Here is a 25,558-nt window from a genome sequence, read left to right as displayed (position 1 = left end):
GCAACGGCCTGTTCGGGCCCGGGTCGTGGGCCACGGACACCGGGGCATGGGCCACGAACACCGGCCGCGGGTCCGGGCCCGGCACGGTCACCGTGCCGACGCCGGTCGGCCGACCGTGCCGACGCACCGGCCGTACCGAGCCGGAGGCGGGGACGGGGCGGCCCTCCGGCCGGGCGGCCGGATCAGACGCGCCGTGACCGTCACCGCGGCCGATCAGACCGCCGTGACGGTCAGTCCCGTCCCCAGCCCCGCCCTGCGGACCGCGATCGATCCGTACGGGGTGCGCAGCCGCAGCCATGACCCGGCCGCGAGCAGGGCCACCGGCACGTCGTGCGGGGGCAGGAAGCCCAGCGACTGGGCGGCGTGCACGGCGCGCAGCGGCAGGCCGGTCGAGCCGATCGTCCGGGACCAGATGTCGCGGCCGATCCGGTCGCGCTCCGCGCGCGTGCGGCGCTCGGTCGGCAACTCTCCGTCCCGCGCACGGAACTCGGCCACCGCCGCGGCGACCGCCCCGCGCAGCCCGGCGGCGTCCGGGAGGCCGGGGACCTCCTGCCAGCCGCCGCGCGGGGGCAGGACGCCCGCCCAGGGCGGGCCGGTGACGGGGGCGGGCACCATGGCCTTGCCCGCCGACTCCTCGATGCCCTCCAGGAGTTGCCCCGCGGACACGGTGACGTCCAGCGGCGCGTCGTCCAGGAGCGCCGCCGTCCGGATGGCCAGCACCTCGAAGGACGCCGGCCGCCCGAACACGGCCAGGGCCCCGCCACCCGCCTGGAGGCGGACGGCGGCGGCCCGGTCGTAGTGGATCAGCCGGGCCAGGAAGGCCGCGAGGTCGGCCGCCTCCCTGGCGTCGGCGAAATGCAGCGGCGGAGTCATGCCGCGGCGGCCTTCCCCTCGGAACGCATGCCGTCGTCGACGTACTCCTCCAGGAACGACCGCTCCTCCACCGTGATGCGGCGCGGGCGCTGGGCCTCCAGGTCGAACGGCACGACGACCGTCGAGGCCCGCACGTACACCTGGTCGGGGTCCTTGATCTCGTACGCGATCGTCAGCGACGCCGCGCCGATCTTCGTGACCCACGACTCGATGGTCACCGGCTCGTGCCGGTGGACCAGCGGCCGTACGTAGTCGATCTCGTGCCGGGCCACGACGGACCCGCCAGAGAACGACGGCGAGCCGTTCCCGGGCGCCAGCCGGAACATGAAGTCGATCCGCGCCTCCTCCAGATAGCGGAGGAAGACGACGTTGTTGACGTGCCCGAAGGCGTCCATGTCCGACCAGCGCAGGGGACAGCGGTAGATATGACGAGCCACTGCCGCTGCCTCAGCCCCGGGTCAGCTTCTTGTACGTGGCTCGGTGCGGGCGTGCCGCGTCCGGGCCGAGGCGCTCGATCTTGTTCTTCTCGTACGACTCGAAGTTACCCTCGAACCAGAACCACTTGGAGTCGCCCTCGTACGCCAGGATGTGCGTGGCGACCCGGTCGAGGAACCAGCGGTCGTGGGAGACGACCACGGCCGCGCCCGGGAACTCCAGCAGCGCGTTCTCCAGCGACGACAGGGTCTCGACGTCGAGGTCGTTGGTCGGCTCGTCGAGGAGCAGCAGGTTGCCGCCCTGCTTGAGGGTCAGCGCCAGGTTCAGGCGGTTGCGCTCACCGCCGGACAGGACACCGGCCGGCTTCTGCTGGTCCGGCCCCTTGAACCCGAACGCGGAGACGTACGCCCGCGACGGCATCTCGACCTGGCCGACGTTGATGTAGTCGAGCTCGTCCGAGACGACCGCCCACAGCGTCTTCTTGGGGTCGATGTTGGCGCGGCTCTGGTCGACGTAGGAGATCTTGACGGTCTCGCCGACCTTGATGGAGCCGGAGTCCGGCTCCTCCAGGCCCTGGATCATCTTGAACAGCGTGGTCTTGCCGGCGCCGTTCGGGCCGATGACGCCGACGATGCCGTTGCGCGGCAGGGAGAAGCTGAGGTCCTCGATCAGGACCTTCTCGCCGAACGCCTTGTTGAGGTTCTCCACCTCGACGACGACGCTGCCCAGACGCGGACCCGGCGGGATCTGGATCTCCTCGAAGTCCAGCTTCCGCATCTTGTCGGCCTCGGCGGCCATCTCCTCGTACCGCGCGAGACGGGCCTTGGACTTGGCCTGCCGCCCCTTGGCGTTGGAGCGGACCCACTCGAGCTCTTCCTTGAGCCGCTTGGCGCGCTTGGCGTCCTTCTGGCCCTCGACCTTGAGACGGGCCTGCTTGGTCTCCAGGTACTTGGAGTAGTTGCCCTCGTAGGGGTAGGCGCGGCCGCGGTCGAGCTCGAGGATCCACTCGGCGACGTTGTCGAGGAAGTACCGGTCGTGGGTGATGGCGACGACGGTGCCGGCGTACTTGGCGAGGTGCTGCTCCAGCCACTGCACGGACTCGGCGTCCAGGTGGTTGGTGGGCTCGTCGAGCAGCAGCAGGTCGGGGGCCTCCAGCAGCAGCTTGCAGAGCGCGACGCGGCGCTTCTCGCCACCGGAGAGGTTGGTGACGGGCCAGTCGCCGGGCGGGCAGCCGAGGGCGTCCATGGCCTGCTCGAGCTGGGCGTCCAGGTCCCACGCGTTGGCGTGGTCGAGCTGCTCCTGGAGCTTGCCCATCTCCTCCATCAGCTCGTCGGTGTAGTTGGTCGCCATCTCCTCGGCGATCGCGTTGAACCGGTCGAGCTTGCCCTTGATCTCGGCGACGCCGTCCTGGACGTTCTCCAGGACCGTCTTCTCCTCGTCCAGCGGCGGCTCCTGCAGCAGGATCCCGACCGTGTACCCGGGCGACAGGAACGCGTCACCGTTGGAGGGCTGCTCCAGACCGGCCATGATTTTGAGCACGGTCGACTTACCGGCGCCGTTCGGGCCGACCACACCGATCTTCGCACCGGGCAGGAAGCTCAGCGTCACGTCATCGAGGATGACCTTGTCGCCGTGCGCCTTGCGCGTCTTGCGCATCGTGTAGATGTACTCAGCCAAGAGAAACCGTCCGGCAGTCCGAGAGTGGGCAGATACACCCCATCTTGCCTGACGTCCACCCCGCGAAGGAAACCAGTAAGGCCTCCGGCGCCCGCATCGCCCCTCCGGCACGCCGAGCGGGTCACCGAACCGTCACGCCCGGTGGCCGTCGCCCACGCCCCGCCCTCCCGGCCCCCGGTCCCGCCCCGCCCCGCCCAACCGTCCGATCCCGCCCGCCCCGCCCGAACCGTCCTGTCGCTGCCGTGGCCCGAGCCGGGCCCGCGCCCGCGTGGGCGCGCGGTCCCGGGGCCCGGGGCGCGGCGGCGACGCCCGGGCAGGTGCGTGGGCCGTGGGCCCAGGGCCCAGGGCCCAGGGCTCGGAGGCAGCGGCGGGGCGCCCAGCCGCCCTGTGGCGGGGCGCACCGCTCGCGTGTGACGTCAGTCTTCCGCGCCGGGGTCCTTCTTCCTGCGGAGGAGGACGACGGCCGCCCCGCCGATCACGACCATCGCCACGGCTATGCCCGCGATCATGGGCGTGGCACTGGACGCGCCGGTCTCGGCGAGGTCCGGACCGTCGTCCATCGCGCCGGCTCCGGCCGAGGTGCCGCCGACCGAGAGGGGACTCGGCTGGGTGCCCTGCCGGCCGGTCATGGTGGTGGCCGTGCTGCCGGTGGTCCGGCAGTCGAGGACGCCCTTGAACGTCTTCCGGAAGCCGCCGGGCCCGGTGATCGTGAAGTCGTACGTCTGGTCCTCGGCGACCGGGATGGTCACCGTCCGGGACTCGCCGGCCTGGATGGCGTGGGTGAAGCCCATGAGTTCGAAGCTGAACGCGGTGTCACCCCGGTTGGTGGCGGTGACGTCCACGCCGCCCTCGGCGCAGTTCTTCCTGGCCGAGAGCGCCGGGATGGCGCCCGTCGTGGCCCACGTGGCGGTGGCGGTGGCGGAGACGGTCGACTCGCTGGAGCCGGCCAGGATCTGCGTCTGGCTCTTGGTCACGCCGGCGAACGCCCGGCCGACCGGCACCGAGGTGCTGGCCTGGACGGTCAGGGCGGCGGAGCCGTCGGCGGCCTTGGCGGGGACGTCGAAGTAGAGGCGGCTGCCGTCGGTCGCCGAGGTGACCGGCTTGCCGTTCCCGTCGGTGACCCTGATGCCGCTGGCGGCCGCGTCGGCGGGCGGGGTCACCGAGACGCGGCCGGCGTCGGTGCGCACGGTCACCGGGCCGAGTCTCGTTCCGGCCGGACCGGAGACGGCAGTGGGCTCCAGGCTGAGCGACGCCCTGGGCTCGGCGACGTTCTCGGCCTCCTTCTCCAGCCAGTCGGCGAGCTTCTCGGCCGCCGGGTCGAGCGCCTGCACCTGCGCGTTGTCCGAGTACCGCCAGATCGCGACCTGGGTGCCCGCGGCCGCGGTCCCGGCGGTCAGCGGTCCCGTACCGGCGTCCTCGGCCAGCCCCACCAGGTCGTCGACCTGCGGGTAGGAGTGCTGGAGGATCCAGCGGATCCGGCCCGCGTCCTTGTTCCCGCCGAGCGAGGTCTGGTCCCAGGAGGTCTCCAGGTACCTGGCCTTCTCCTGGGTGGGGTTGTGAAGATCCACGCAGTACGTCTTCAGGGTCCCGCCGCCGTCGACGGTCATCTCGAACAGGCCGGCGGGGATCTCCTGCTTCTCGCCGTCGACACGGAGGACCGCCTGGCCGAAGGTGGTCAGCCCGTTGAGGGTGGCGGCGGCACCGCCCTGGTGCTGTGGTGCCTCGTCGGCCGCGGCGGCGGACGCCCCGGCTATGAACCCTCCGGCGACCAGACCGGAGGTCACGACCGCGGCGAGAAGACGGGCGGCACGCCCCCTCCGCCTCCGTACAGAAAACCCAGCAAACACAGAATTCCCCTCCGGGCGAGACCTTTCGCATGTGGCGCGTGGGGGGAGTGCCTCGCCTGCCGACTCAAGTGCCCCGTGAGTACCCGGGAATCCTAGAGAGGCGACCCAGCACAGTCCCCTGTCATACCGTCAGACAACCATTCCGACTCGGAATCGTTATCGCGAACCCGGCTTTACGAGGCATGCGCCCGCCGAATCTCCACATCGGCACGCCGGACCGTAGCCCTCCCCTGACGCACCGTCACGTCACCAGCTCCACCGGCCGGTCCACCGCGCCACCCCCTCCCCCTCCCCATCCGCCCCCGCCCCCGCCTCCGCCTCCGCCCGCGTCGTGCACGGCGTCCGGCCGGTCCACCGGGCGCGGCTCGCCCTTCACCACCCTCCGGAACGCGGAGGTCCCGCGCGTCAGGTCGTGTCCCACCGCCGCCGCGTCGATGTCCACGAACGTCCTGCGCTGACCGTCCCAGTCCTCCTCCCGCACCTTCAACCGTCCGTGCACCACCAGTGGGTCACCGACCGACACCGACGCGGCCAGGTTCGCACCGAGCGCCCGCCACGCGCTCACCGTGTAGAAACTCGTATGCCCGTCGACCCAGCCCGCCTTCTCCCGGTCCCAGCGGCGCGCGGTCACCGCGAACCGGAATTTCGCCACGCCTCCCACCGCCGTGTCGCGGTAATCGACGCTCGTCGCGACATTGCCCACAACCGTCACCATCGTGTCGTTCATGACACCCACCCCTCGCGGTCCTCCTGCTGACTGAGCCCATGCTGGCCCGCCCGCCGAAATCCCGCTCAGCCCTGTGGACAAGCCCCCGTTTGTGCACAACTCCACCACCCGCAAGGGGGACACCCACCCGGCGTCACACCCGCCGCAGCCCCGTCCCCGTCCCCGTCCCCATGCCCATCCCCGCCCCCATCCGCACGGCCGCCGCCGCGACACCCGGCCCCCCGCCCTCCCCGCGCCCACGCGCTACATGGGCGTACCGCTCGCGCACCTCCCGGTACCGCATCAGCTCCGCGGCGATCGGGTCCAGCACCATCGCCCGCCCGCACCCCGCCGCCGCCTCCCGCAGCCGGCGCTCGGTCTCCTGCCCGTACCGCCGGGCGGGCCCCCGCGCCGCCGCCGCGCACGCCCACTCGACGAGCGGCCCGCCGACGATGCCGGCCAGCATGATCAGGACCGGCGGGACGAGCCCCGGCTCCAGTACGCCGACGATCTGGCCGACCAGCCACAGGGCGCCGTAGAACTGGAGCAGCGTCATGGCCGCCTGGGCCAGGACGGCGGCCGGCCACCACGCGGGCCGGGGCGGCCGCCCGCCCGCCTGCGGCACCCCCACCGACACCGCCAGCTCGTCCAGCGCCTCCGGCAGCCCGCGCGCCCCGCGTACCGCCGCCTCGCGCACCGCCTGCGCCCACGGCACCGGAAGCCCGCGCGCCGCCTCTCCCGCCACCACCCGCACGGCCTGCTCGACGCGCTGGCGTGCCGTCAGCTCGTCCTCCGCCGCGACCACGGCCTCCGGTTCGGCGTCCCCCTCCGTACCGCCCCCCTGCGTACGCAGCCGCTCGTACCAGCGCCACAGCCGCAGCCACGGCGTCCCGCACGCCCGTCCCGCGTTGCGCCGCCACTCGCGTTCCGCCGCCTCCCCGGCCGCCCGCGCGCCCACGGCGACCGCGAGCCGCGCGCCGAAGTCCTCGCGGGAACGTTCGCCGAGCCCGGGGTGCCCGTCCGCCACGTACACCGGGCGCAGCCGGGCGGCCGCCGCGTCGACGTCCGCCGACAGGCGCCGCTCGGCGGCGCAGCGGCCCTGCACGAACGCCCCGAGCACCTCGCGCAGTTCCCCCACGCCCTCCCCCGTGAGCGCCGACACCGCGAGTACCGTCGCGCCGGGTTCACCGTGCTCGCCGAGCGCCATCCCGTCCTCGTCGAGCAGCCGCCGCAGATCGTCCAGCACCTGGTGGGCGGCCTCGCCCGGCAGCCGGTCGACCTGGTTGAGGACCACGAACGTCACCTCGGCGTGCCCGGCGAGCGGCCGCAAGTACCGCTCGTGGAGCGCCGCGTCCGCGTACTTCTCCGGGTCGACGACCCAGATGACCGCGTCCACCAGGGCCAGCACCCGGTCGACCTGCTTGCGGTGCGCGGTGACCGCCGAGTCGTGGTCGGGCAGGTCGACCAGGACCAGGCCCTGCAACGCCTCGTCGCCGGCCCCGCCCGCCAGCGGCCGGCGCCGCAGCCGCCCCGGGATGGCGAGCCGGTCCAGGAGCCCGGCCGCGCCCTCGGACCAGGTGCAGGCGATCGGCGCGGCCGTGGTGGGCCTCCGCAGCCCGGTCTCCGATACCGGAACCCCCGCCAGCGCGTTGATCAATGTCGATTTGCCGCTTCCCGTGGGCCCGGCGATCGCGACGACGGTGTGCCGCGACGACAGCCGCTGACGTGCCGCGGCCTCGTCCAGTACCCGCCCGGCCTCGGCGAGGGTGTCGCCGTCCAGCCGGGTCCTGGACAGCCCCACGAGCTCCCGCAGGGCGTCCAGCCGCGCCCGCAGCGTCCCGGCGTACGCCTCACCGATCGGTACGTGCGGCTCGTCCGTCAGCGGCCCGCCGGCCACCTCTGCCTGTTCCTGTACGCGGCGGGCGATCAGTCCGTCGTCCCAGCGTTCGTCAACGGCGCTCACCGCCGTCACCTCTCCTTCTGCAGTCGGGACAGCGCGGCGATGAGCTCGGCCTGCGGCTCGGGGGTCACGTCGAGGGCCCGGAGGGGTTCCAGCCGCCGGGCCCGCTCCTCGTTCAGTACGCGATCGATGTACGTGCTCACCAGCTCGCCGCCCCGGTCGCGCAGCCGCAGGGCGCCCTGGGCTCCGAGCAGTTCGGCGAGCCGTTCGCCGGCGGTGCGCGCCCTGCGCCCGCCGAGCAGCGCGGCCGCGAGGAGGGCCGCCGCCGTCTCGGCGTCCGGGGCGGCGGCCCGGTCCATCCGCCGTACCTCGTCCTCGGCCAGCTCCTCCAGGACGCGCCGCCAGCGCCGTACGGCCATGCCGATCCGCTCGCCGGTCTCCCGGTCCGGCCCGGTCGCCGACGCCCTGGTGCCCCCGTCGAGCGCCCGGGCGGCCGGTTCGCGCCGCCACGCTTCCCGTACGTGGTCGTCGGCGGCGGCGACGGCGCACTGGAGCAGGGCGGTCAGGGACTCGGCGAGGGAGTCGAGCAGTTCGGTGGCCGAGCAGTCGCGGGGGTAGCCGCGCCAGCGGGTGCGGGCGTCACCGGCGAGGACGGCACCGCGCCGCAGCTCGGTGCGCACCCGCTCGCCCTCCCGCTGGTACGCCGCCTGGACGGCGCCGGTGAGGCGTACGGCGGCGGCGTACTGCGCGGCGACGGCGCCGGCCAGCTCCGGCATCCGTGCGTTCAGCGAGTCGATCACCCCGCGGGCCGTGCGCCCGACCGTCTGCTGCCGGGCGGCGGGGTCCTGGGCGCGGTGCGCGAGCCAGGCGCGCAGCGGAGCGACGGCGGTGTCGGGCAGCAGGCCGCTGCCGCCGCCCGCCGACTCGGGCAGCTCGGGAATGGTGAACCGGGGCACCTCGCCCAGCCCGGCGCGGATCAGGAGCGCCTCGTACTGCCGCGACACCTCGTTGATCACCTGGTGCGGCACCCGGTCGAGGACGGTGACGAGCGCGGCGTCGTACTCCTTGGCGGTACGCAGCAGGTGCCACGGCACGGCATCGGCGTACCGTGAGGCGGTGGTGACCATCACCCACACGTCGGCGGCGCAGATCAGCTCGGCGGCCAGCTCGCGGCTCTCGACGACGAGCGAGTCGATGTCGGGCGCGTCGAGCAGCGCGAGGCCGCGCGGAACGGTGTCGGCGGTCTCGACCCGCAGCGCCCGCTCCTCGGCGCCGTCCCCGTCCCCCTCCCCGTCCCCGTCCTCGGGCGTCCACACCCGGGTGAGCTGCGGCAGCACCCGCATCCCGGCGAACCAGTGGTGATCGTCCGGGTGGCAGACGAGGACGGGCGTCCGGGTGGTGGGCCTGAGCACCCCGGCCTCACTGACCCGCCGCCCGACGAGCGAGTTGACGAGCGTCGACTTCCCCGCCCCGGTGGACCCCCCGACGACCGCGAGCAGCGGCGCTTCGGGCTCCTTCAGGCGGGGCACCAGATAGTCGTCGAGCTGCGCGAGCAACTCGGCCCGCGTCTGCCGCGCCCGTGGCGCACCCGGAAGGGGGAGTGGAAGACGCACGGCGGCGACACGGTCGCGCAGGGCGGAGAGTGCGTCGATGAGCTGAGGCCGTACGTCCAAGGTCACCACATGCGAAGAATGCCCAATTTCGTGGCCTTTTTGAAGCGTATGGCGCTCTCTGCGCGCCGATCGGACACTCGGAACAGACGGGACGAGTGGGGTGCAGGCATAACGAGTACACAACACCCGAGGCGGGAGACGCGAAAAGCGCTGCGGAAATCGCACTTGCCTGCGATTATCGGTTCGCTTCACCGAACCTCCACATCGTGCCACGCAGGTGAAGCGACCGGGCCAAGGTGATCGGAGCCCTATCCTTGTCCCCGGCATGGTCACGGACCACCCAGCAGGGGCTCCAGGCCACAAGGCCACCACCGGCCCCCGTAGCTCAGTGGATAGAGCAGGCGCCTTCTAAGCGCTTGGCCGCAGGTTCGAGTCCTGCCGGGGGCGCCACCCCGTGGTCAGCACTGCCTGGGAATGGCCCCGGGTCAGCGCGCCGTGTTCGGTCCGTCAGCGGCGCCCGTGGTTGCGCGCCCTTGGGGGCAGGTCGGGAACAGCGACACCGGGCGGGTGGAACCGACCCGGGCGGTCCGTACTGGAGCAGCCGCGGCCTGGAGGAGCACCTGCGATGGCTGGAGCAGGCCGAGCACACCGTGCCGGACCGTGGCGATGCCGCCCTGCGCAGGGGGGTCGCCGTCAACCGCGCCAGCGCGCTGATGGAGATCGGCGACGCACGCGCATGGGAGGCGGCGGCCGGCTTCCCATGGACGGCGTCACCGCGAGCGAGCGCCAGCGACTATTGCGCGGTTACGTCAATCTCACGGACGCCGCGATCTCCCCGGGACACCACGCGGCGGCCACCGACTTCCTTGCGCGCGCCGACGACCTCGCCGTATGCGCCGGGCCAGCCATCCCCGACATCTGACGGCGGCCACCGGCTCCGGCTCGCCTGGGCCACTGGCCGATGGTCCGTTCTGGAGCCGAGCAGGGCCGCTTCCGCCTGGGCACCGACCGCGACACACCTTTCGGCGCCACCGACGTCCTGCTCGTGCTGGCGAAGCTCGCGCCGGCGCAGGGCGAAGGGGACGAGGCGGAGGAGTTCCTGCGCGCGCCCGGTCTCCAGAACCGTCGAGGCGGATGTGCAGGTGGCGCTACGAAGTGGTGTGCCCACTCGGCAATGAGCAGGTGCCCAGAGTCAGGGGCAAATCACCACTTGGGCCGCGTAGCTGAGCCCGGCGCCGAATCCGATGAGCAGCAGGATGTCTCCGCCGGCGATCCGCCCGGCCGCGCGCATGTGGTCCAGCGCGAGCGGGATCGACGCGGACGAGGTGTTGCCCGACTCTGCGATGTCGTCGGCGACCACCAGGTCGGAGCGTGCCCCGTCCGCCTTCAGTTGCTTGGCGATGGAATCCACGATCCGGAGGTTGGCCTGGTGAGGCACCAGGGCGTCGATGTCGGACAACCGGAGGCCGGCCCGCTCGACGGCACGCGCGGCGACCGGGGCAGCTGTCTCCGTCGCCCACCGGTACACCGACAGCCCGTCCTGCTCCAGGTACGTACGATCCCAGATGCCGACGGTTGACACTCGGTCGCCCGCGCTGCCCCACACCACCGGCCCGATCTGTGGTTCGTCGGACGGGCCGACGAGGGTGGCCCCGGCCCCATCGCCGAAAATGATGGCGGTGTTGCGGTCTGAGGGGTTCACCCAGTCGGTAAGCTTCTCTGCGCCGATCACCAGGACATGGCCCGCTGAGCCCGAGCGCACAAGGTCGGATGCGGTGTTGACGGCGTAGCAGAAACCCGCGCAGGCCGCATTGAGGTCGAACGCCCCGCTGGCGCGGATACCGATCCGGTCTGCTACCTGTGCGGCGGCGTTCGGGATTGGGGCGGGCATGGTGCAGGTAGCCACGATCACAGTGTCCACACCGGACGGATCGACCCCCGCATCGGCCAAGGCCTTGCCACCTGCCTCTACGGCGAGGTCCGCCACCGAAATCTCCGGGCCGGCGTACCGACGATGAGTGATGCCGACCCTGGACCGGATCCATTCGTCGCTGGTGTCGAGCACAGATGCCAGGTCGTGATTGGACACCACCCGGTCGGGCAGGGCGCTGCCCAGGCCGAGCAGCCGGGTGTGCGGGGAACCGCTGACCGAGCGCAGCCGCCTGCCCGGGTTGTTCATGCCGTCCATGTCTTTCTTTCTTCGTGGAATGAACCGGGTCATTCGCCGTATGGGCCACCCAGGGGGCGTCGGGTGACACGCCTTGTACGGGAGTAGCACTCGGGCCTGTTGGGCAGACGCTGTCCGGGCGACGTGGTCATCCGCTGCGTCACTGAGCAGCAGGCTTCAAAGGTGAGCGACGTCGTGCGTTCGATGCACACGGAGTGCACCGTCCGTGGCTTGCTCTCACGCGGGCGAATGCCGAGGCGTCCCGTCACGTCGTCCGCACCTCCCCAGCGCAGCAGCGCCTGGGAATCCCCTTTTTGAGGTGCGGTGTCCCGGGAGCCGAGCTGTCCGGCACACCGCGGAATCGACCACGAGGATCAGCCGCAGCCGCCCGCTGTGTCCCAATCGTACGCACCGATCTGACTGCTCAGCTGGGTCGGCAGGCCATCCAGCGGATCGGTCTCGACGGCCAACGCGGCCTCGGGGTTGGAAACTTTGCCGAATTCGGTCTCCAACGCCGTGACGAACTCGTCGAGCCGGTCAAGGCCCCAAAGCCGTTCCCGGCCGATGCGGAAGTAAGGGAAACCGAAAACGTCGTCCTCCCACGCTGCCTCGAGGACTTCTACCGCCTCAGCCCGGATGTCCGGGTCGAATTCGGCAGCCCGCAGTGCGGCACCGTCGAGCCCCGCCGCATCGGCGGTCCTGATGAAGATGTCCTCGTCGTAGATACGTTCTCCGCGGTGCCAGCGAGCCTCGACGAGCGCCCGGTACAAGACGAGTTCCTCACCTCGGCGACGGGCCGCCAGCCAGGCAAGGTGCGGCAGTTCCCACTCCTGGCCGAGCTGATCGACCGGCCACGCCAGCGGATAGCCGAACCGGGCCGCCGTCCGCTTGACATCCCCCAGCATGTAGAGGTGCTTCGCCTTACTCATGGGCGAGTACAGCACCTCGGCGCCGCGGTCGCGGAGCGCCTGGAGGAGCCGCTGTTCGGGCTCCCAGAAGGGGTAGTAGTCGATCAGCTCGGTGGCCAGCGGGAAGCGCCGCTCCAGCTGGTCCACCGCCATCCAGCTGTACGGGCTGCGAAGGCTGAAGTACAGCCGAGGACGCCTGCGCATACTCATGCACTCCTCCGTGAACCGGCAAGGGTGCCGGAGCCGGCCACTGCGCCGGCCAGGAAATCGGTGAACTCGGCTGCCACCTCAGCCGCGTGGCTGACGTGGAAGCAGTGGCCGTAGCCGGGGTGGTGCGACACCACCGCTGCCGGCATCGCCAGGGACAGTGCCGTCCTCCGTCGCGCGATGAGCGCTGGGTCGTTCACGCCGACCAGCACCCGGGTCGGCGTGCGCACCGCGGACACGGGGAAGGTGCCGGTGGCAGCGAACCGCAGGTACAGCGCGTGGATACCTGCCGGACCGATCCGGCCGAGCGCGGTATCCACGATCGACTCGAAGAGGGTCTCGTCCATGCCGTCATAGCGGGTGCCGAGGGAGATGCGGATGCCGTCGGCGACCGCGAACCGGAACGCCACGTTGAACTCCCTCTCCAACGCGTCATCCACCGTGTCCTCGGCCGGGCGGTAGAACGGGGCGAACAGCATGGCCATCGCCGGGACCGGTACGTCCGGTGTGCACAACAGCTCCAAGACCGCGTTCGCGCCCAGCGAGTGGCCGAGCAGCGAGTGAACGGGCGCGTCGAGCAGCTCTACAGCGTCGCGCAGCCACGTTCCGGGCGTCCCTGCGGCACACCAGCCGTAGTCGTTGCCGGCGCGCCACGGCAGGTCAAGAGCGACCACCCGGTAATCCCGGGCTGCCAACTCCCGAGCCAGCGGCTGCCACTCACGCCAACCACCCTCGGCCCCGTGCACCGCGACCACCAGCGGTCCCTTACCGTCGGCCAAGACGCGGACCCCCGCCCGATGCGCGCCCACCTCCCTGGCGGCCGCCTCTGAGGCGTCTTGCGGAGGCGTGCGCTTACTTGCCACCGTTGCTTCCCTTCCTGCTCCAGCCACGCAGTACCACCGCGCCGACCGCTCCGTCCGGCGAAACAGACGTCACCAGGGACACCTCGCCGTCGTGCTGCGAGTCGGCGCGGTGCCGGGCAAGAACGGCAGCGATTTGAACCATGCCGGAGGCGCCTCCGCATTCCCCGGCGAACTCCTTTGCCCGCAGTCTCTGAGGGCTGCCGAGGCCGAACACATCCTGGAGGGCGGCTTGTTCAATTTCATCCAGGCGGGCGATGCCGCCCTCGCTGGTCGATGCAACCGTGACCTGGTCCGGGGTGACACCTGCCCCGCTCAGTGCGGCCCGGATCCGCTCGGCCAAGCCCGTCGCGGGACCGGGGCCGTCCGGTTCGTACTGGCCGAACTCGGCGGACAGGATCTCCGCATCCATCGGCCTGCCAGCCGCCCTGGCAGCTGCCGCATCCTCGGCGACCAGCACCACTGCCGCCTCGCCGAGCGGAGCCCGGGACGGGTCATCGGAGTGCACGTAGTGGTCTCCCCAGGCGCGGTGCGCGCTGAACTCCTCGGTCGCGCCGAGCAACAGGGTGTCGGCGTGGCCTCGGCCGATCAGGGTGCGGCCATAGCGAAGTACCGACACGGCTGCCAACTCCCCTGCCGGGATGGTGCAATTGACTCCTGTCAGGTGGTGCCAGATGGCGCACCGGCTGGCCGCGCAGTTCATCACAGCGTTGGGGAAGAGCAGCGGCTCCACCATGTACGGGCGATCGTTGACCAGCGTCTCCCGGTCAAACTCTGCAGTTGCGCGGAGGCTGCCCAACGTGGTGCCCAGCACCACGCCGACCTCGTCGCGGTTGCCCTCGTCCACGACGAGGCCCGCGTCGGCCAGCGCCAGACCGGACGCCGTCACGGCGAACGCAGTGCTGCGGTCCAGGCTGCCGGTCCGCTTCCGGCCCAGGTGGTCCCGTACGTCGAAGTCCGCGATCGCATGGGCCGTCGGCTGCGGCAGCGGCTCATCGAACATTCCGCTCACATCGGCAAGCCCACTCTTACGATCGGCCACGGCGCGGGTGAACTCGTCCGCGCCTGCCCCCAAGGGGGACAGAACTCCCCAGCCCGTGACAGCGAGTGTGGTCGGCATCAGGTGACCTCTCCGAACACGGTAACCGCGTTGTTTCCGCCGAATGCAAACCCGTTGTTCTGCACGATTCGCAGCTGGGCGGGGCGCGCGGTGTTCGGCACCGGGTCGATGCCCCCCAGCTTCGGGTCAGGGGTGCTGTAGTTGATGGTGGGGGGCATGAACCCTTCCTTGATGCCGAGTACGGACGCGATGGCACCGAGACCACTTGCCGCGCCCATGGTGTGGCCCAGCATCGACTTGATGGAGCTCATCGGCGGCGGGGTCGCGCCGAACACATCCCGCACCGCGTGGGTCTCCGTGAGGTCGTTGGCCGGAGTTCCCGTGCCATGGGCACAGATGTAGTCCACGTCGGACGGGGAGATCCCGGCGTTATCGTGTGCACGGCGGATGCAGCGGGCGATGCCCTCGGCGTCCGGTGCCACTGGGTGACGGGCATCGCAGCTGAGGCCGTAGCCGAGCACTTCGGCGTAGATCCTGGCGCCGCGCTCCCGCGCCGAGTCCAGGGTCTCCAAGAACAGCGCTGCCGCTCCCTCACCGGCCAGCACTCCGGTGCGGTCCCGGTCGAAGGGGGAGCAGGCATTCTGCGCCATCAGCCCGCAGCGGTAGAAGCCCGCGTGGCCCCACCGCACGATGGAGTCCGCGCCGCCCGCGATCACGTAGTCGAGCTCGCCGCCCGCGATCATGTCGTAGGCGTTACCGATGGTGTAGTTGCTCGCCGAACAGGCAGCCGAAAGCATCATGGCGTCGCCAGTGAAACCGAGCTCACGGTTGACGGCCGCGCCGATACGAGACGCCGGGATCAGAGCGAACTCCGCGCCGGACAGGTCGTCGAAGCCGTCTCGTACCCAGTCCTCCGTCAAGTGCTGGACGCTGAGGGCTTCGCCGGTGCAGGTGCCCACACTGGCACCGGACCGGGGGCCGGCGATCAGCTCGGGGTCGATTCCGGCGTCCTCAACGGCAAGCCGGGCGGCAGCCGCAGCGAACAGGCTGCTCTGCCCCCACTCAACGGGGTCGAGCCGCTTCAGGATCGACCCGGGCTCGAAGCCCCGCACCTCCCCCGCCATGGTGTGCGGGAAGCCGGTGGTGTCAAAACTGGAAATGGGCGAGATTCCGCTCTGCCCGGCGCGCAGCCCAGCGCCGAAGGCGGCGATCCCGATCCCGATACTGGTAACCGGTCCGAGCCCGGTGATGACAACGCGCCGGTCCACGTGCTCAGTCCTGCCAGTTCGCGACGTGGGCGACAACCTTGTAGACGGCGGTGAGGCTCGTCATGTTCGGCAGCTCGGACTGCGGAATCTCGATCTTGTACTTCTTCTCGATGCGGGCCAGCAGCTCAATGGCGCGCAGCGAGTCACCGTCGTGTTCCTCAATGAACAGGTCGTCGTCGCCCAGGTCCTCGGGCTCAATCTCCAGGGCCGCCGCAGCAAGCTCCCGGAGTTCCTCGAGACGCTGCACCTGCAGGGTCTGGGACATGTCAGCCTCCAATTGGCAATCATCGATGAGTTATCGGGTGGCAGAACAATGTGCGAAAAGCAGCGTACCGGCATGTCGCTAACCATCCGCTAAAGCGTGACTTTCATCTGACTGCTGCCCGGCCTTAAGGCGTCTTGTGATTGCATCCCATAAGATCCAGGATTCGCCACGAAAGCTTTTGAGGGAGGCACCCCAGCCCCCCTCCCGTGCCGACAGGAAGACAGGTCTCGAGCATGCTGTGGACGCTACTGAGGTGGCTTTTCATCATTCCGTTGAGGGTCATTCTTCGCCCTCGCGTACGAGGGGTCGGCAACATACCCAACAGCGGGCCGTTCATTGTCGCGGCTAATCATCTTTCGTTCTTCGACTCCATCTTCATCTCACTGCTCGCGCCCCGGCGCATGTACTTCGTCGGAAAGCAGGGCTGGCTGGAACAGCCCGGTCTGAAGGGTAAGATCCAGGGGCTGTTCTTCCGAGGCGTCGGAATGGTGTCGGTGGACAGCGGAAGCGGTTCGACGACGATGACGGGTCTCGAGACGTCCCTTCGCCTCCTCGACCACGGACACGGTCTGGGCATCCACATCGAGGGCACCCGGTCGCCCGACGGCCGCTTGTACAAGGGGAACACCGGTACCGCCTGGCTGGCACTGCGCAGCGGCGTGCCGGTCATCCCGTGCGGCGTGCTGGGTACGGAGCGGGTCCATCCCAAGGGGGCCAAGCGACTGTACGTCGCCAGGTTCGACGTCTGGTACGGCAAGCCCTTGCACTTCACCGAGCACCATGGCCGCGAGTCCGATCGCAAGGTGCGGCGGCAGGTGACCGACCGGATCGTCCAGGAGATCGGGGCACTCACCGGACAGGAGTACGCCGGTATCTACGCGGATACCGCGAAGAGCCGACTCGCCTGACGGAACAAGGCTCCTCCTCCGAGGGAAGAGCCCCCTCACCGTCTCCGGCCGCCGGCGACGGCGCGACCGGCCGGCTCAGCCGCTGATGCCACCGTCGATTTGGAGCACCTGGCCCGTGATGTACGCGGACTGCTCCGAGACGAGGAAGGCGACAGCATCGGCGACCTCGGCGGCCGTACCCGCCCGACCCAGCGGGATCTGCCGGAGCACCTTGGTCCGCGCCTTCTCAGTCATGCCGTCGGTCATGTCGGTGGCGATGAGACCGGGCGCCACGACATTGGCACGGATGCCGAACCGGGCAACCTCCTTGGCCAGCGACTTGGTGAAGCCGATGATTCCGGCCTTCGACGCCGCGTAGTTGGACTGCGTGGCGTTGCCGTGCACCCCCGTCACCGAGGAGATGTTCACGATGGCACCGCCCTGCTGCTTGATCAGAGGGAAGACCGCCGCCCGGCAGGCGTTGTAGGTGCCGGTGAGGTTGGTGTCGATGACGCTGTGCCAGGCATCGGGGCTCATGGTCGCCAGCGGGGCATCACTGACGATGCCCGCGCTGGTCACCACTGCAGCCAGTGAGCCGAGTTCCTTCTGACTCACGGCTACGAAGTCCGCCATGGCCTGCGCGTCGGTCACGTCCACCACAGCCTCGAACACGCGGCCGCCGTGCTTCTCCGCGAGCCGCTCGATCACGTCTGCGTCTTCCGGACGTCGGCGGTAGCAGTAGCTGACGTCGTACCCGTCGGCGAGCAGACGCTCCACCACCGCGCGACCAATGCCGCGCGACCCTCCGGTGACGAGCGCGACCCTGCGGTCCTTTGCGGCGTTGCTGTCGGCCTGGGTCATCACACTGCCACGACCTTCTCGGCGAGCAGATCGAAGACGGACTCGAGGGATCGCACGTCCTGTAGGTTCGATTCATTGACCTTCACCTGGTACTTGCGTTCCAGCGTCACCAGGATTTCCATCGCAAGGAGAGAGTCGACGTCAAGGTCCTCCTTGAAGTCAGCGGTGTGGGTCACTTCGTCCACGTCGACGTCGATGACCTCGGCGATGGTCCTGCGAAGGTCCTCAAGGTCCAGAGCCGGCGGTGTCTGCGGCATGTTTTTCCTCCGTTGTGTCGGTGTGGTCGTCTGAATCAGACGAGTCCTTCGCCGCCGTCCACGGCGATGGTGTTGCCGGTCAGCCATGACGAGTCGCTGGCGGAGAGCATCACGATCGCCTCGGCGACGTCCTCGGGCGTCGTCGTCCGGCCGTGTGGGTTGCCCTCGGCGGCTCGCCGGGCGAGATCGTCGCTGCCCGGGATGCGCAGCAGGGCCGGGGTGGGGGTCATGCCGGCTCGCAGGGCGTTGACCGAGATGCCCGCAGGAGCAAGTTCCACGGCCAGTTGGCGCACATGGGCACCGAGCGCGGCCTTGGCGGCGGCGACGGCACCATAGCTCGGCATGGCGTGCTCGTCACCGCGGCTGGTCAGAGCAAAGACGCTGGCGCCCTGAGTGAGCAACCCCGCCACGTACAGGTCACGGACCCAGTAGACAAGGCTGTGCCCCATCACGTCGGCGGTCATGTTCATCTGGCGCTGCGTGATCACGTCAGGCTGCCCCTCCTGCGGGATGAGCGGGAGCAAGCTGCCAAAGGCCAGCGAGTGCAGCAACACTCGCACGCCCTGCCCGCCCGTCAACTTGGCGATTTCGGCGACGAGCTCGGCGCGGGTCTGCGCGCTGGCCGCGTTGCAGTTGTGAAAGGAGACCTGGACGCCGGCGTCACGCAGCTCCGCGACCAGCTCGTTGACTTCGTCCTCGTGGGCGGCTGTGCTGAAGTGGACCCCGAAGATGTTCGCGCCCTGGCGGGCCATGGCCAGGGCGGTGGCCTTGCCCATACCGCTGGAGGCGCCAAGGATCAGGCACCACGTTCCCTTGACAGATGACAGCATTTCTACCTCTTGGTTTGTGCACGTGTTCCGTGCTCGGGGTCCGTCTTACGGGTACGCACTTCTCTGTGGGTGCGTGGCGTGCGCACTCCGGATGCGCCGTACGTCTATAGAAGTTCACGTCCGTGGGACGGTCTCGTCCACGGTGTCTGGTGCCGATACCAGCGCGAGAGCGGCGTTGCCCTGGTGGCCGGCGACGACCACCACGTGCGTGCCGGGGCCGTCCGTGCGCAACGCGCGGGCAAGCAGTTCCATCGGCGCCAACGCCCCCGCCCGTGGCTCCGGCAGCTCCGTTGCCACGGAAACCTGGGTTCCGTACCAGGCACGCACCGTGGTTTCGACGGCGGCGGCGACGGGCGAACCGTCGGTGACCAGCCGCACAGAGGCCGAACCCGAAACGGGCAGGCCGGAGGCGTGCAGCGCTTCCAGGGCGTCCCGCACCGCGCGGTCGGCGCGCTCGCGGCCGGACGTCCGGTCCAGTGCGGAGGGCGGCACGAAGCACAGCGTGGTCCGCAGCAGCGCACCATCCGCCATGGCCCTGGCATCGCGAGGGCGCAGCATGAACAGCGCTGCCCCTTCTTCGGGCGTGGCGCTGCCAGAGTGGGGGTCGGCTGCCTCGGTCGCTCCGGCGAGGGCGACGTCGCTGCGTCCTTCCGACAGCTCCTGCGCTGCCACGTGCAGCGCTTCCAGTCCGGCAACCCGCGGCGAGGTCAGCGTCAGGTTGAAACCCTTGATCCCATGTTCGGTGGACAGCTTCGCCGCGACGAGGTTGACCGAGAAGAACGGCGTGGTCATTGGGCTGAGCAGACGGATCCCGTCCTGCCGTACGGTCTCCTCGATCTCTGCGTGCAGGGCCGCCACGGCGCTGTTCGTGCCCACCACGGCAGCTCGTCGCTCCTCGGCGAAGAGTTCCGTCGGGTTCTCGCCATTGGGAGAGCTCGTGGCCTCGCGAGCGGCGGCCAGCAGATACTGGCAGGCATCGGGAAGGTACTTGTAGCCGCGCGGGCCGAGCTGGGAACGGTAGTCGAACCAGGTCGCGCCGCGCGCGAGACCGGCGGGCGGCACCACGAGTCCCACACCTGCGATGGTGGCCTCAGCCACCATGGTCCGGGCTGTCACAGCGCTTCCCCTTCGAACACCATCGAGAAGTTGCTTCCGCCGAATCCGTAGGCGTTGATCAGCGTGTTCACTCCAGGCACCGAGGTCGGTCCGTTCTGCGGCAACCACACGTCGCATCCGGTGTCTTGTTGTTCGAGCGGCACGTTCGCCGGCGCCTCCCCGTGCCGGGCGATCAGCGCGGCGCAGACCGCCGCGAACGCTGCTGCTGCACCCGCACTGTGGCCGGTGAAGGCCTTGAGGCTGAACAGCGGCACCGTGTCGAGGTGCTCTTCGAGCACCTCGCGCAGGACGCGGGACTCCAGCCCGTCGTTCTGCTCGGTCCCAGTGCCGTGTGGGATGACCAGACCGATGTCCTCAGGTGCGATCCGAGCCTCGCGCAGTGCCTCCCGCGCCACCCGCACCAGCTGCTCACCGGCTGGATCCGGTGCGGTGGGGTGGTAGGCGTCGCAACTCCAGGCGCTGCCACGTAGCCGGCCGTAGCGGCGGCGGCCACCCGCGGTCCGCGCGGACTGGACGACGAGCATCGCCGCGCCTTCGCCGAACACGGTGCCGCGGCGGTTCTCGTCGAACGGTCGACATACCTTGGGGTCGTTGGCGCCGAGCCTGCTGAAGCTGGACAACGGCACCGTGCCCAGCGCATCCGCCCCACCGACCAACACCGTGTCCGCCTCGCCCCGCCGCACCATACCCATGGCCATGGTCAGGGCGTAGCCGCTGGCAGCGCAGGCATTGCTCACGCTGAGGTTGGTGCCGAATGCGCCGAATTCGCCGGACACCACCGAGGAGACGGCGAACATGGGTGACCAGTCACCCGCCCTGCTGGATCCGGTGTCCCGCCCAAGGTCCACGTCGCGTTCCCCGGTTGCACCGCCTGCCGTGCCGATCACCACGGCCATGTCCTCGATCTCCACGTCGGTCAGACCCGCGTCGGCGACTGCTTCGCGGGCGGCATGCAGCGCAAACTCCGTAGCGCGGGCCTGCCGCTCAGTGGCGTCCGCCGACCACGAACCCACTCCCGTCACCTGGTAAGCCAGGGCATCGGGGATCCGTTCGATCAGTCCGGGCACGGGCGTCGGACGACTGTCGGCCGCCTTGAGTCCGGCCCAGAGCTCGTCGGTGCCCAGCCCCAGGCAGCTGACGGCGCCGACACCGGTCACCAGGACGTCCAGGGGGTCAGGGGAGTGCATGGTCGGCTCCCTCTCATGGGGCAGCTGTCGGAGGCGGAGACGATCGGCGCAGGGCCGAGTTCCGATCACCGCGAAGATGAATACGGCCGGAGTTCGGTTCCCATGCGCTACGCAATCGCGATACGCGCCATGCAGCCAAGTCAGCGTGAGCATACCGGAGCGCCACTAAAACTCTGCTTAACACCCGGTAAGGGGCCGCTGATCAGCGGCTGAAGCACCTTGAAGACGGCCGTAATAATCAACAGGAAGGCAATCCTTAAGGTGCATTTTAGGGAAGTTGAATTAGGGTTCCGAGTGACAACAGGACGGCACCCGGCGTCGTTTCCATAAAGCCGCGGGACACATCCGGTAGGGGTACATGAATCAGAGGAGTAGTTACCGATGCTCGACACGGTGATGGACCGACTGCACGACCCGGCGGTCTACGCCCTTCCCGCGATGGCGCTGCTGATCGTCATTGAGCTGGTGGCGATGAAGTTCAGTGACGACGAGGAGCAGACGGGGTACGACCTCCGGGACCACCGGACGAGCATCCTCACCGGTCTCGGCGCACTGGTCTCCTCCACCCTGCTGCGTACCCTGGCACTTGCTCTGTACCTGCTCGTCTACGAGTACGTCGCCCCGTGGCACCTACCCTCGACGCATTGGGCGACCCTGGTCTTCGTCTTCTTTGCCGTCGAGATACTGCTCTACATCTACCATCGGGCCGCCCACGCGATCCGGCTGATCTGGGCGGGACACCAGGTTCACCACTCCAGCCAGTACTTCAACCTCTCGACAGCCCTGCGCCGCAAGTGGGCCCAGTGGTTCGAGAAGGCGATCTGGTTGCCGCTGCCCCTCCTCGGCGTACACCCCGCCCTCGTTTTCTCCATGCACTCGATCCATCTGCTGTACGGGCTGTTCGCCCACACGGAGAAAATTGACAAGCTGCCCCGCTTCGTCGAGTACATCTTCGTCACGCCGTCCCACCATCGAGTGCACCACGGCATCGAACCGGAGTACATCGACAAGAACTTCGGCAGCATTCTGATCATCTGGGACCGCATCTTCGGTACCTTCCAGCCCGAGTTGCGGCGCCCGACGTACGGCCTCACCAAACAGATCAACAGCTACAACATCTGGCATGTACAGGTACACGAGTTCGTCAACATGTTCCGCGACGTGCGCCAGGCCCGCACTCTGAGGCACAAGCTCGGCTACGTCTTTGGCCCGCCCGGCTGGAAGCCCGCCGAGGAGCGGAACCGCGAGCAGCACGGTGATGGCTCCGGGCAGCCGGATGCCGGCGCCGGAAGGACCAGTGAAGTTCTCGCATGACTCAGGAGAGCCAGTCGAGGCCGCGCCGTGATCGGCCGGCTGAACGGCAGCCCGTCGGATCAGCCCGGAGGGGCGTGCGCGGACACGCGTGGCTAACCCTGGTCACTCTGTCTGTCGGCGCGATGATGGTCTCGCTGGACGGGATGATCGTCGCTGTCGCCCAGCCCGCGATGCAGAGCGACTTGGGGGCCGACCTGACCGGCATCCAGTGGGTGACCAACGGCTATCTCCTGACCGTCGCCGCGCTGCTCATCACAGCGGGCAAGGTCGGTGACCGCTTCGGCCACCGCAGAGTCTTCCTCATTGGCGTTACGGGGTTCACTGCGGCGTCGGTGGCCATCGGTCTGTCGGAGAGCCTGGGCTGGGTCGTCGGTCTGCGCATCGTCCAGGGCGCCTTCGGGGCGCTCATGCAGCCGGCCACACTAGGCCTGCTGCGCAGCGCCTTCCCGGCTGAGCGCCTCAACATGCCGATCGCCGTGCGCAGCGCCGTCATCGCCGCCTCGACAGCGGCGGGCCCGGTGGTCGGCGGCCTCATCGTCGAACACGCCGACTGGAGCTGGGTGTTCTTCCTGAACGTGCCGCTCGGCGTGATCGCGTTGGTGCTCGGGCTCACCGTGCTGCGCGATGTCCGCGTCAATGGTGCCGTCTGCCGGTTCGACGTAACCGGCATGGTGGTCCTCGCGAGCGCTCTCTGCTCGCTCGTCTGGGGTTTGACTGAAGTCCCGCATAGGGGCTGGGCGGACAGCGTTCCGCTATTCGCGCTGATAGCCTCCGCCGTGCTCTTCGCTGGATTCGTCTGGTGGCAGGGACGCGCGGTGGACCCACTGGTGCCGCTGCGCATCTTCCGGTCGATACGGTTTTCCGTCGGGGTCTTCACGATGGTCGTCATGGGCTTCGTCATGGTCGCGACCCCCTTCGTGCTTGTGTTCTATCTGCAGAACGTCCTCAGCCTGACACCCGCCCAGTCGGGTGTTCGCGTACTCGCGTTGACCCTCCTGATGATTGTCGGCGCGCCCCCGGCCGCCATGTGGATCAGCCATTCGGGCCCGCGCACGCCTGTCGTACTGGGGCTCGGTGTCATCGCTGCCGCAGTGGGAACGCTGTCTCAACTAAACGCCGGGACAAGCACCTTGGAGATGACACTTTTCTTTTTCCTCTTGGGCATCGGCTTCAGCCCCGTCATGGTTGGCGGCACCAAACTCGTCATGAGTAGCGCACCCGTGGAGCTGTCCGGCGTCGCGGGCGGCATGCAACAGACCGCCATGCAGATCGGCGGCAGCCTGGGTGTCGCCACCGCCGGCACGGTCATCGCCGCGCACACCACATCGGTGCTGGCCGAACGGCTCGCCGCCAACGGTCTCGCCCTGACTCCGGAGCAGGCCGACGCGGCTGCTCGCAAGGCCGACGTCGGCCTGTCTCCCGACCTCGGCCTGCCTGTGGCCGCGCAGGAACTCCTGGCCCGGGTGAGCCAGTCGGTTTTCCTGGAAGGCATGCAGTACGCGCTGCTGGCGACGGCGGCCGTGGCCGCCGCTGGGGCCCTGGCCGGCCTCGCTATCGGCCCCGGGAAAACCGCGAAGCATCAGTGACCGGGCAGCCTGAGTCCTCGGCCGTCCGCACCTCAAACCTTTCTTTCCTTTCATCAACCACACCAAGTGGGCTGCCCCAACGACGCTGTGCCGCCCCTCACGCACTAGGAGAATCGGCATGAGTGCCGCGACGACAGAAGCAAGTCCGGCGAGCGCCCGCACCGCGGCGGACCGTCTGCGTGAACTGTTCGCACAGCCCGGCGTGGTACGCATCGCCGGCGCGCACAACCCGCTCGGTGCCCGGCTCGCCGAACGCGCCGGTTTCGACGGTGTCTGGTCCAGTGGCCTGGAGGTTTCCGCCTCGCAGGGCGTCCCCGACACCGACATCCTCACAATGAGTGAACTGCTGGGCGTGGCGTCCTCCATGGCCGCCGCTGTCGATGTGCCCGTCATCGCCGACTGCGACGCGGGTTACGGCAACGCCCACAACGTGATGAACATGATCCGCCGCTACGAGGCGGCGGGCATCGCCGCGGTGTCCATCGAGGACAAGCGATTCCCCAAGGTCAACAGCTTCATACCGGGCCGTCAGGAACTGGCACCGATCGGCGAGTTCTGCGGAAAGCTTGCGGCTGCCAAGGAAGCCCAGCGCCACCCCGGCCTCATGGTCATCGCCCGCATCGAGGCGCTCATCGCGGGCTGGGGCATGGACGAGGCACTGCGCCGTGGCGAGGCGTACGCACGGGCCGGAGCCGACGCTGTGCTCATTCACGCCAAGTGTGATTCCCCTGAACCTATCCTGCAGTTTCTGCGGGATTGGCAGTTGCCCACGCCCGTGGTGGTCGTCCCCACGACGTACCACACGATCACGGCGACCGAGCTGGGTGAAGCGGGCGCCAAGTTGGTGATCTACGCGAACCACGGCCTTCGCGCCGGGATCACCGCCGTCAGCGACACCTTCCAGGCGATCCTCCGGGACGACCGCACCACCGGTATCGAGGACAGCATCGCTCCGCTGGCGACCGTCTTCGACTTGCAGGGGATGGCTGCGCAGAAGCGCAACGAGGCCGAGTTCATCACTCCCTTCGAAAGTCGGGCGCGCGCCGCTGTCGTGCCGGGAGCCGAGGAGCCCTCCGCACATGCAGCGGTACTCCTCGACCACCAGAACGCGGCGCTGCGCCGCGCGGGCATCGAATCAGTGTCCGTTGCCACGTCCGCGGACGCCCCCGCGCAGCGCCCGCAGGACGCGATGGTGCTCGCCGCGCACACAGACGCCGCCGGTGCCGTGCTCGAACTGCCGCCCGCCCAGCTGAGTACCACTCTGCTGCTCTCCTCCGACGCGTACGTTCAGAGCGAGCCGCTGATGCGGTTGCTCGCCGCCAGGGGCGACGTGACCGTCCTCGTCGACGTGTCTGCCGGCGGAAGCCACCGCGCCGATGCCCTGCCTCTGCACCTCGACTCCTCCGTCTATGACGGCCGCAGGCTCTCCCGCGGAAACGGCAGCCAGGTGGCCGGTGTCGGGGGGCAGGGTGCCGACGGTGAGTTCGCCGGCGCCGCCGTCTTTTCCCCGCAGGGCTTCGCTGCACTGCGAGAGGCCGCAGACAAGCGCCGCGCCAATGGCAGCTCTGCCACTCTTGCCGACCTGCTGGTCGACCTGTTCGAGGGTGGCCACAGGGTGGGCGCTGTCGAGATCGGTTCCGGGTGGATGGAGCTGCGCACTGCGGCCGATGCCGAACACGCCGTCGGACTGCTCACCGGTCAGGGCGGTGTCCGTTGAGTACCGCAACCGCAAAC

23 protein-coding genes and 1 tRNA gene are annotated in these 25,558 nt (G+C 69.5%); 6 read left to right on the top strand and 18 right to left on the bottom strand.

What is annotated here, in order from left to right; all coding sequences use genetic code 11:
- Window positions 1–213 precede the first annotated feature (213 nt).
- The 7 genes from AMK26_RS01690 to AMK26_RS01660 form a co-directional block, all read right to left on the bottom strand.
- Complete coding sequence (locus AMK26_RS01690) at window positions 214–873, bottom strand: hypothetical protein (RefSeq protein ID WP_073751079.1); 660 nt, start codon at window positions 871–873, stop codon at window positions 214–216.
- Window positions 870–1,310, bottom strand: coding sequence for an acyl-CoA thioesterase (locus tag AMK26_RS01685; protein ID WP_073751078.1), 441 nt, complete (start codon window positions 1,308–1,310; stop codon window positions 870–872). Before AMK26_RS01685 ends, AMK26_RS01690 begins: the two co-directional genes overlap by 4 nt.
- A gap of 10 nt (window positions 1,311–1,320) precedes the next feature.
- A complete protein-coding gene (gene ettA, locus AMK26_RS01680) occupies window positions 1,321–2,985 on the bottom strand; it encodes an energy-dependent translational throttle protein EttA (RefSeq protein WP_073751077.1) in 1,665 nt (554 codons plus the stop codon).
- Between the two features lie 416 nt (window positions 2,986–3,401).
- Window positions 3,402–4,832: an LAETG motif-containing sortase-dependent surface protein gene (locus tag AMK26_RS01675; protein WP_198943971.1), complete on the bottom strand. Its 1,431-nt coding sequence runs from the start codon at window positions 4,830–4,832 to the stop codon at window positions 3,402–3,404.
- 241 nt (window positions 4,833–5,073) lie between these two features.
- Window positions 5,074–5,559, bottom strand: coding sequence for a single-stranded DNA-binding protein (locus tag AMK26_RS01670; RefSeq protein WP_079277458.1), 486 nt, complete (start codon window positions 5,557–5,559; stop codon window positions 5,074–5,076).
- Between the two features lie 133 nt (window positions 5,560–5,692).
- Window positions 5,693–7,510, bottom strand: coding sequence for a GTPase (locus AMK26_RS01665; protein WP_073751074.1), 1,818 nt, complete (start codon window positions 7,508–7,510; stop codon window positions 5,693–5,695).
- Window positions 7,507–9,111, bottom strand: coding sequence for a dynamin family protein (locus AMK26_RS01660; protein ID WP_073752939.1), 1,605 nt, complete (start codon window positions 9,109–9,111; stop codon window positions 7,507–7,509). The genes AMK26_RS01665 and AMK26_RS01660 overlap by 4 nt, the downstream gene beginning before the upstream one ends.
- A 314-nt stretch (window positions 9,112–9,425) precedes the next feature.
- On the opposite strand from AMK26_RS01660, the gene AMK26_RS01655 reads away from it, so the two are divergent.
- Window positions 9,426–9,501: transfer RNA gene (locus tag AMK26_RS01655), tRNA-Arg, on the top strand.
- 310 nt (window positions 9,502–9,811) lie between these two features.
- A complete protein-coding gene (locus AMK26_RS36870) occupies window positions 9,812–9,973 on the top strand; it encodes a hypothetical protein (protein ID WP_158071097.1) in 162 nt (53 codons plus the stop codon).
- A gap of 270 nt (window positions 9,974–10,243) precedes the next feature.
- Here AMK26_RS36870 and AMK26_RS01645 read toward each other — a convergent pair whose 3' ends face one another.
- From AMK26_RS01645 to AMK26_RS01620, 6 genes are all read right to left on the bottom strand, one after another.
- Entirely contained in the window at window positions 10,244–11,239 is a 996-nt protein-coding gene (locus tag AMK26_RS01645) for a beta-ketoacyl-ACP synthase III (RefSeq protein WP_241837766.1), read from the bottom strand.
- Window positions 11,240–11,592: 353 nt separating this feature from the next.
- Complete coding sequence (locus tag AMK26_RS01640) at window positions 11,593–12,336, bottom strand: DsbA family protein (protein WP_198943970.1); 744 nt, start codon at window positions 12,334–12,336, stop codon at window positions 11,593–11,595.
- Window positions 12,333–13,088, bottom strand: a complete 756-nt coding sequence (locus tag AMK26_RS01635) for an alpha/beta fold hydrolase (RefSeq protein WP_158071096.1) — start codon at window positions 13,086–13,088, stop codon at window positions 12,333–12,335. Before AMK26_RS01635 ends, AMK26_RS01640 begins: the two co-directional genes overlap by 4 nt.
- 97 nt (window positions 13,089–13,185) lie before the next feature.
- Window positions 13,186–14,313: a beta-ketoacyl synthase N-terminal-like domain-containing protein gene (locus AMK26_RS01630; RefSeq protein ID WP_073751066.1), complete on the bottom strand. Its 1,128-nt coding sequence runs from the start codon at window positions 14,311–14,313 to the stop codon at window positions 13,186–13,188.
- Window positions 14,313–15,521, bottom strand: coding sequence for a beta-ketoacyl-[acyl-carrier-protein] synthase family protein (locus tag AMK26_RS01625; RefSeq protein WP_073751064.1), 1,209 nt, complete (start codon window positions 15,519–15,521; stop codon window positions 14,313–14,315). Before AMK26_RS01625 ends, AMK26_RS01630 begins: the two co-directional genes overlap by 1 nt.
- 4 nt (window positions 15,522–15,525) lie before the next feature.
- Entirely contained in the window at window positions 15,526–15,786 is a 261-nt protein-coding gene (locus AMK26_RS01620; protein ID WP_073751062.1) for an acyl carrier protein, read from the bottom strand.
- Between the two features lie 233 nt (window positions 15,787–16,019).
- Between AMK26_RS01620 and AMK26_RS01615 the strand changes: the two genes are divergently transcribed.
- Entirely contained in the window at window positions 16,020–16,694 is a 675-nt protein-coding gene (locus AMK26_RS01615) for a lysophospholipid acyltransferase family protein (protein ID WP_073751060.1), read from the top strand.
- A gap of 75 nt (window positions 16,695–16,769) precedes the next feature.
- Here AMK26_RS01615 and AMK26_RS01610 read toward each other — a convergent pair whose 3' ends face one another.
- The 5 genes from AMK26_RS01610 to AMK26_RS01590 all read right to left on the bottom strand — a co-directional run bounded on the left by AMK26_RS01610 (window position 16,770) and on the right by AMK26_RS01590 (window position 20,924).
- Window positions 16,770–17,534 (bottom strand): SDR family oxidoreductase, encoded by a 765-nt coding sequence (locus AMK26_RS01610; protein WP_073751058.1) that lies wholly within the window; start codon window positions 17,532–17,534, stop codon window positions 16,770–16,772.
- Complete coding sequence (locus AMK26_RS01605) at window positions 17,534–17,791, bottom strand: acyl carrier protein (protein ID WP_073751056.1); 258 nt, start codon at window positions 17,789–17,791, stop codon at window positions 17,534–17,536. Before AMK26_RS01605 ends, AMK26_RS01610 begins: the two co-directional genes overlap by 1 nt.
- Window positions 17,792–17,826: 35 nt before the next feature.
- Window positions 17,827–18,621, bottom strand: a complete 795-nt coding sequence (locus AMK26_RS01600) for an SDR family oxidoreductase (RefSeq protein WP_073751054.1) — start codon at window positions 18,619–18,621, stop codon at window positions 17,827–17,829.
- A 114-nt stretch (window positions 18,622–18,735) separates the two neighbouring features.
- The gene (locus AMK26_RS01595; RefSeq protein ID WP_158071095.1) at window positions 18,736–19,695 is read right to left on the bottom strand and encodes a beta-ketoacyl synthase N-terminal-like domain-containing protein; all 960 of its coding nucleotides are present in this window, start codon (window positions 19,693–19,695) and stop codon (window positions 18,736–18,738) included.
- Between the two features lie 38 nt (window positions 19,696–19,733).
- Window positions 19,734–20,924, bottom strand: a complete 1,191-nt coding sequence (locus tag AMK26_RS01590; RefSeq protein ID WP_073751052.1) for a beta-ketoacyl-[acyl-carrier-protein] synthase family protein — start codon at window positions 20,922–20,924, stop codon at window positions 19,734–19,736.
- A gap of 381 nt (window positions 20,925–21,305) precedes the next feature.
- Between AMK26_RS01590 and AMK26_RS01585 the strand changes: the two genes are divergently transcribed.
- From AMK26_RS01585 to AMK26_RS01575, 3 genes are all read left to right on the top strand, one after another.
- Window positions 21,306–22,238, top strand: a complete 933-nt coding sequence (locus tag AMK26_RS01585) for a sterol desaturase family protein (protein WP_073751050.1) — start codon at window positions 21,306–21,308, stop codon at window positions 22,236–22,238.
- Window positions 22,235–23,824, top strand: a complete 1,590-nt coding sequence (locus AMK26_RS01580; RefSeq protein ID WP_073751048.1) for a DHA2 family efflux MFS transporter permease subunit — start codon at window positions 22,235–22,237, stop codon at window positions 23,822–23,824. Before AMK26_RS01585 ends, AMK26_RS01580 begins: the two co-directional genes overlap by 4 nt.
- A 118-nt stretch (window positions 23,825–23,942) precedes the next feature.
- Window positions 23,943–25,541 carry an isocitrate lyase/phosphoenolpyruvate mutase family protein gene (locus tag AMK26_RS01575; protein ID WP_073751046.1) on the top strand — a complete coding sequence of 533 codons (1,599 nt, stop codon included), beginning with the start codon at window positions 23,943–23,945 and terminating at the stop codon, window positions 25,539–25,541.
- The last annotated feature ends 17 nt before the right edge of the window (window positions 25,542–25,558 follow it).

The sequence above is a fragment of the Streptomyces sp. CB03234 genome (assembly GCF_001905885.1).
Lineage (GTDB): Bacteria > Actinomycetota > Actinomycetes > Streptomycetales > Streptomycetaceae > Streptomyces.
Note: the sequence above shows the minus strand (reverse complement) of the source record. Positions and strands in the feature narration are given on the sequence as shown.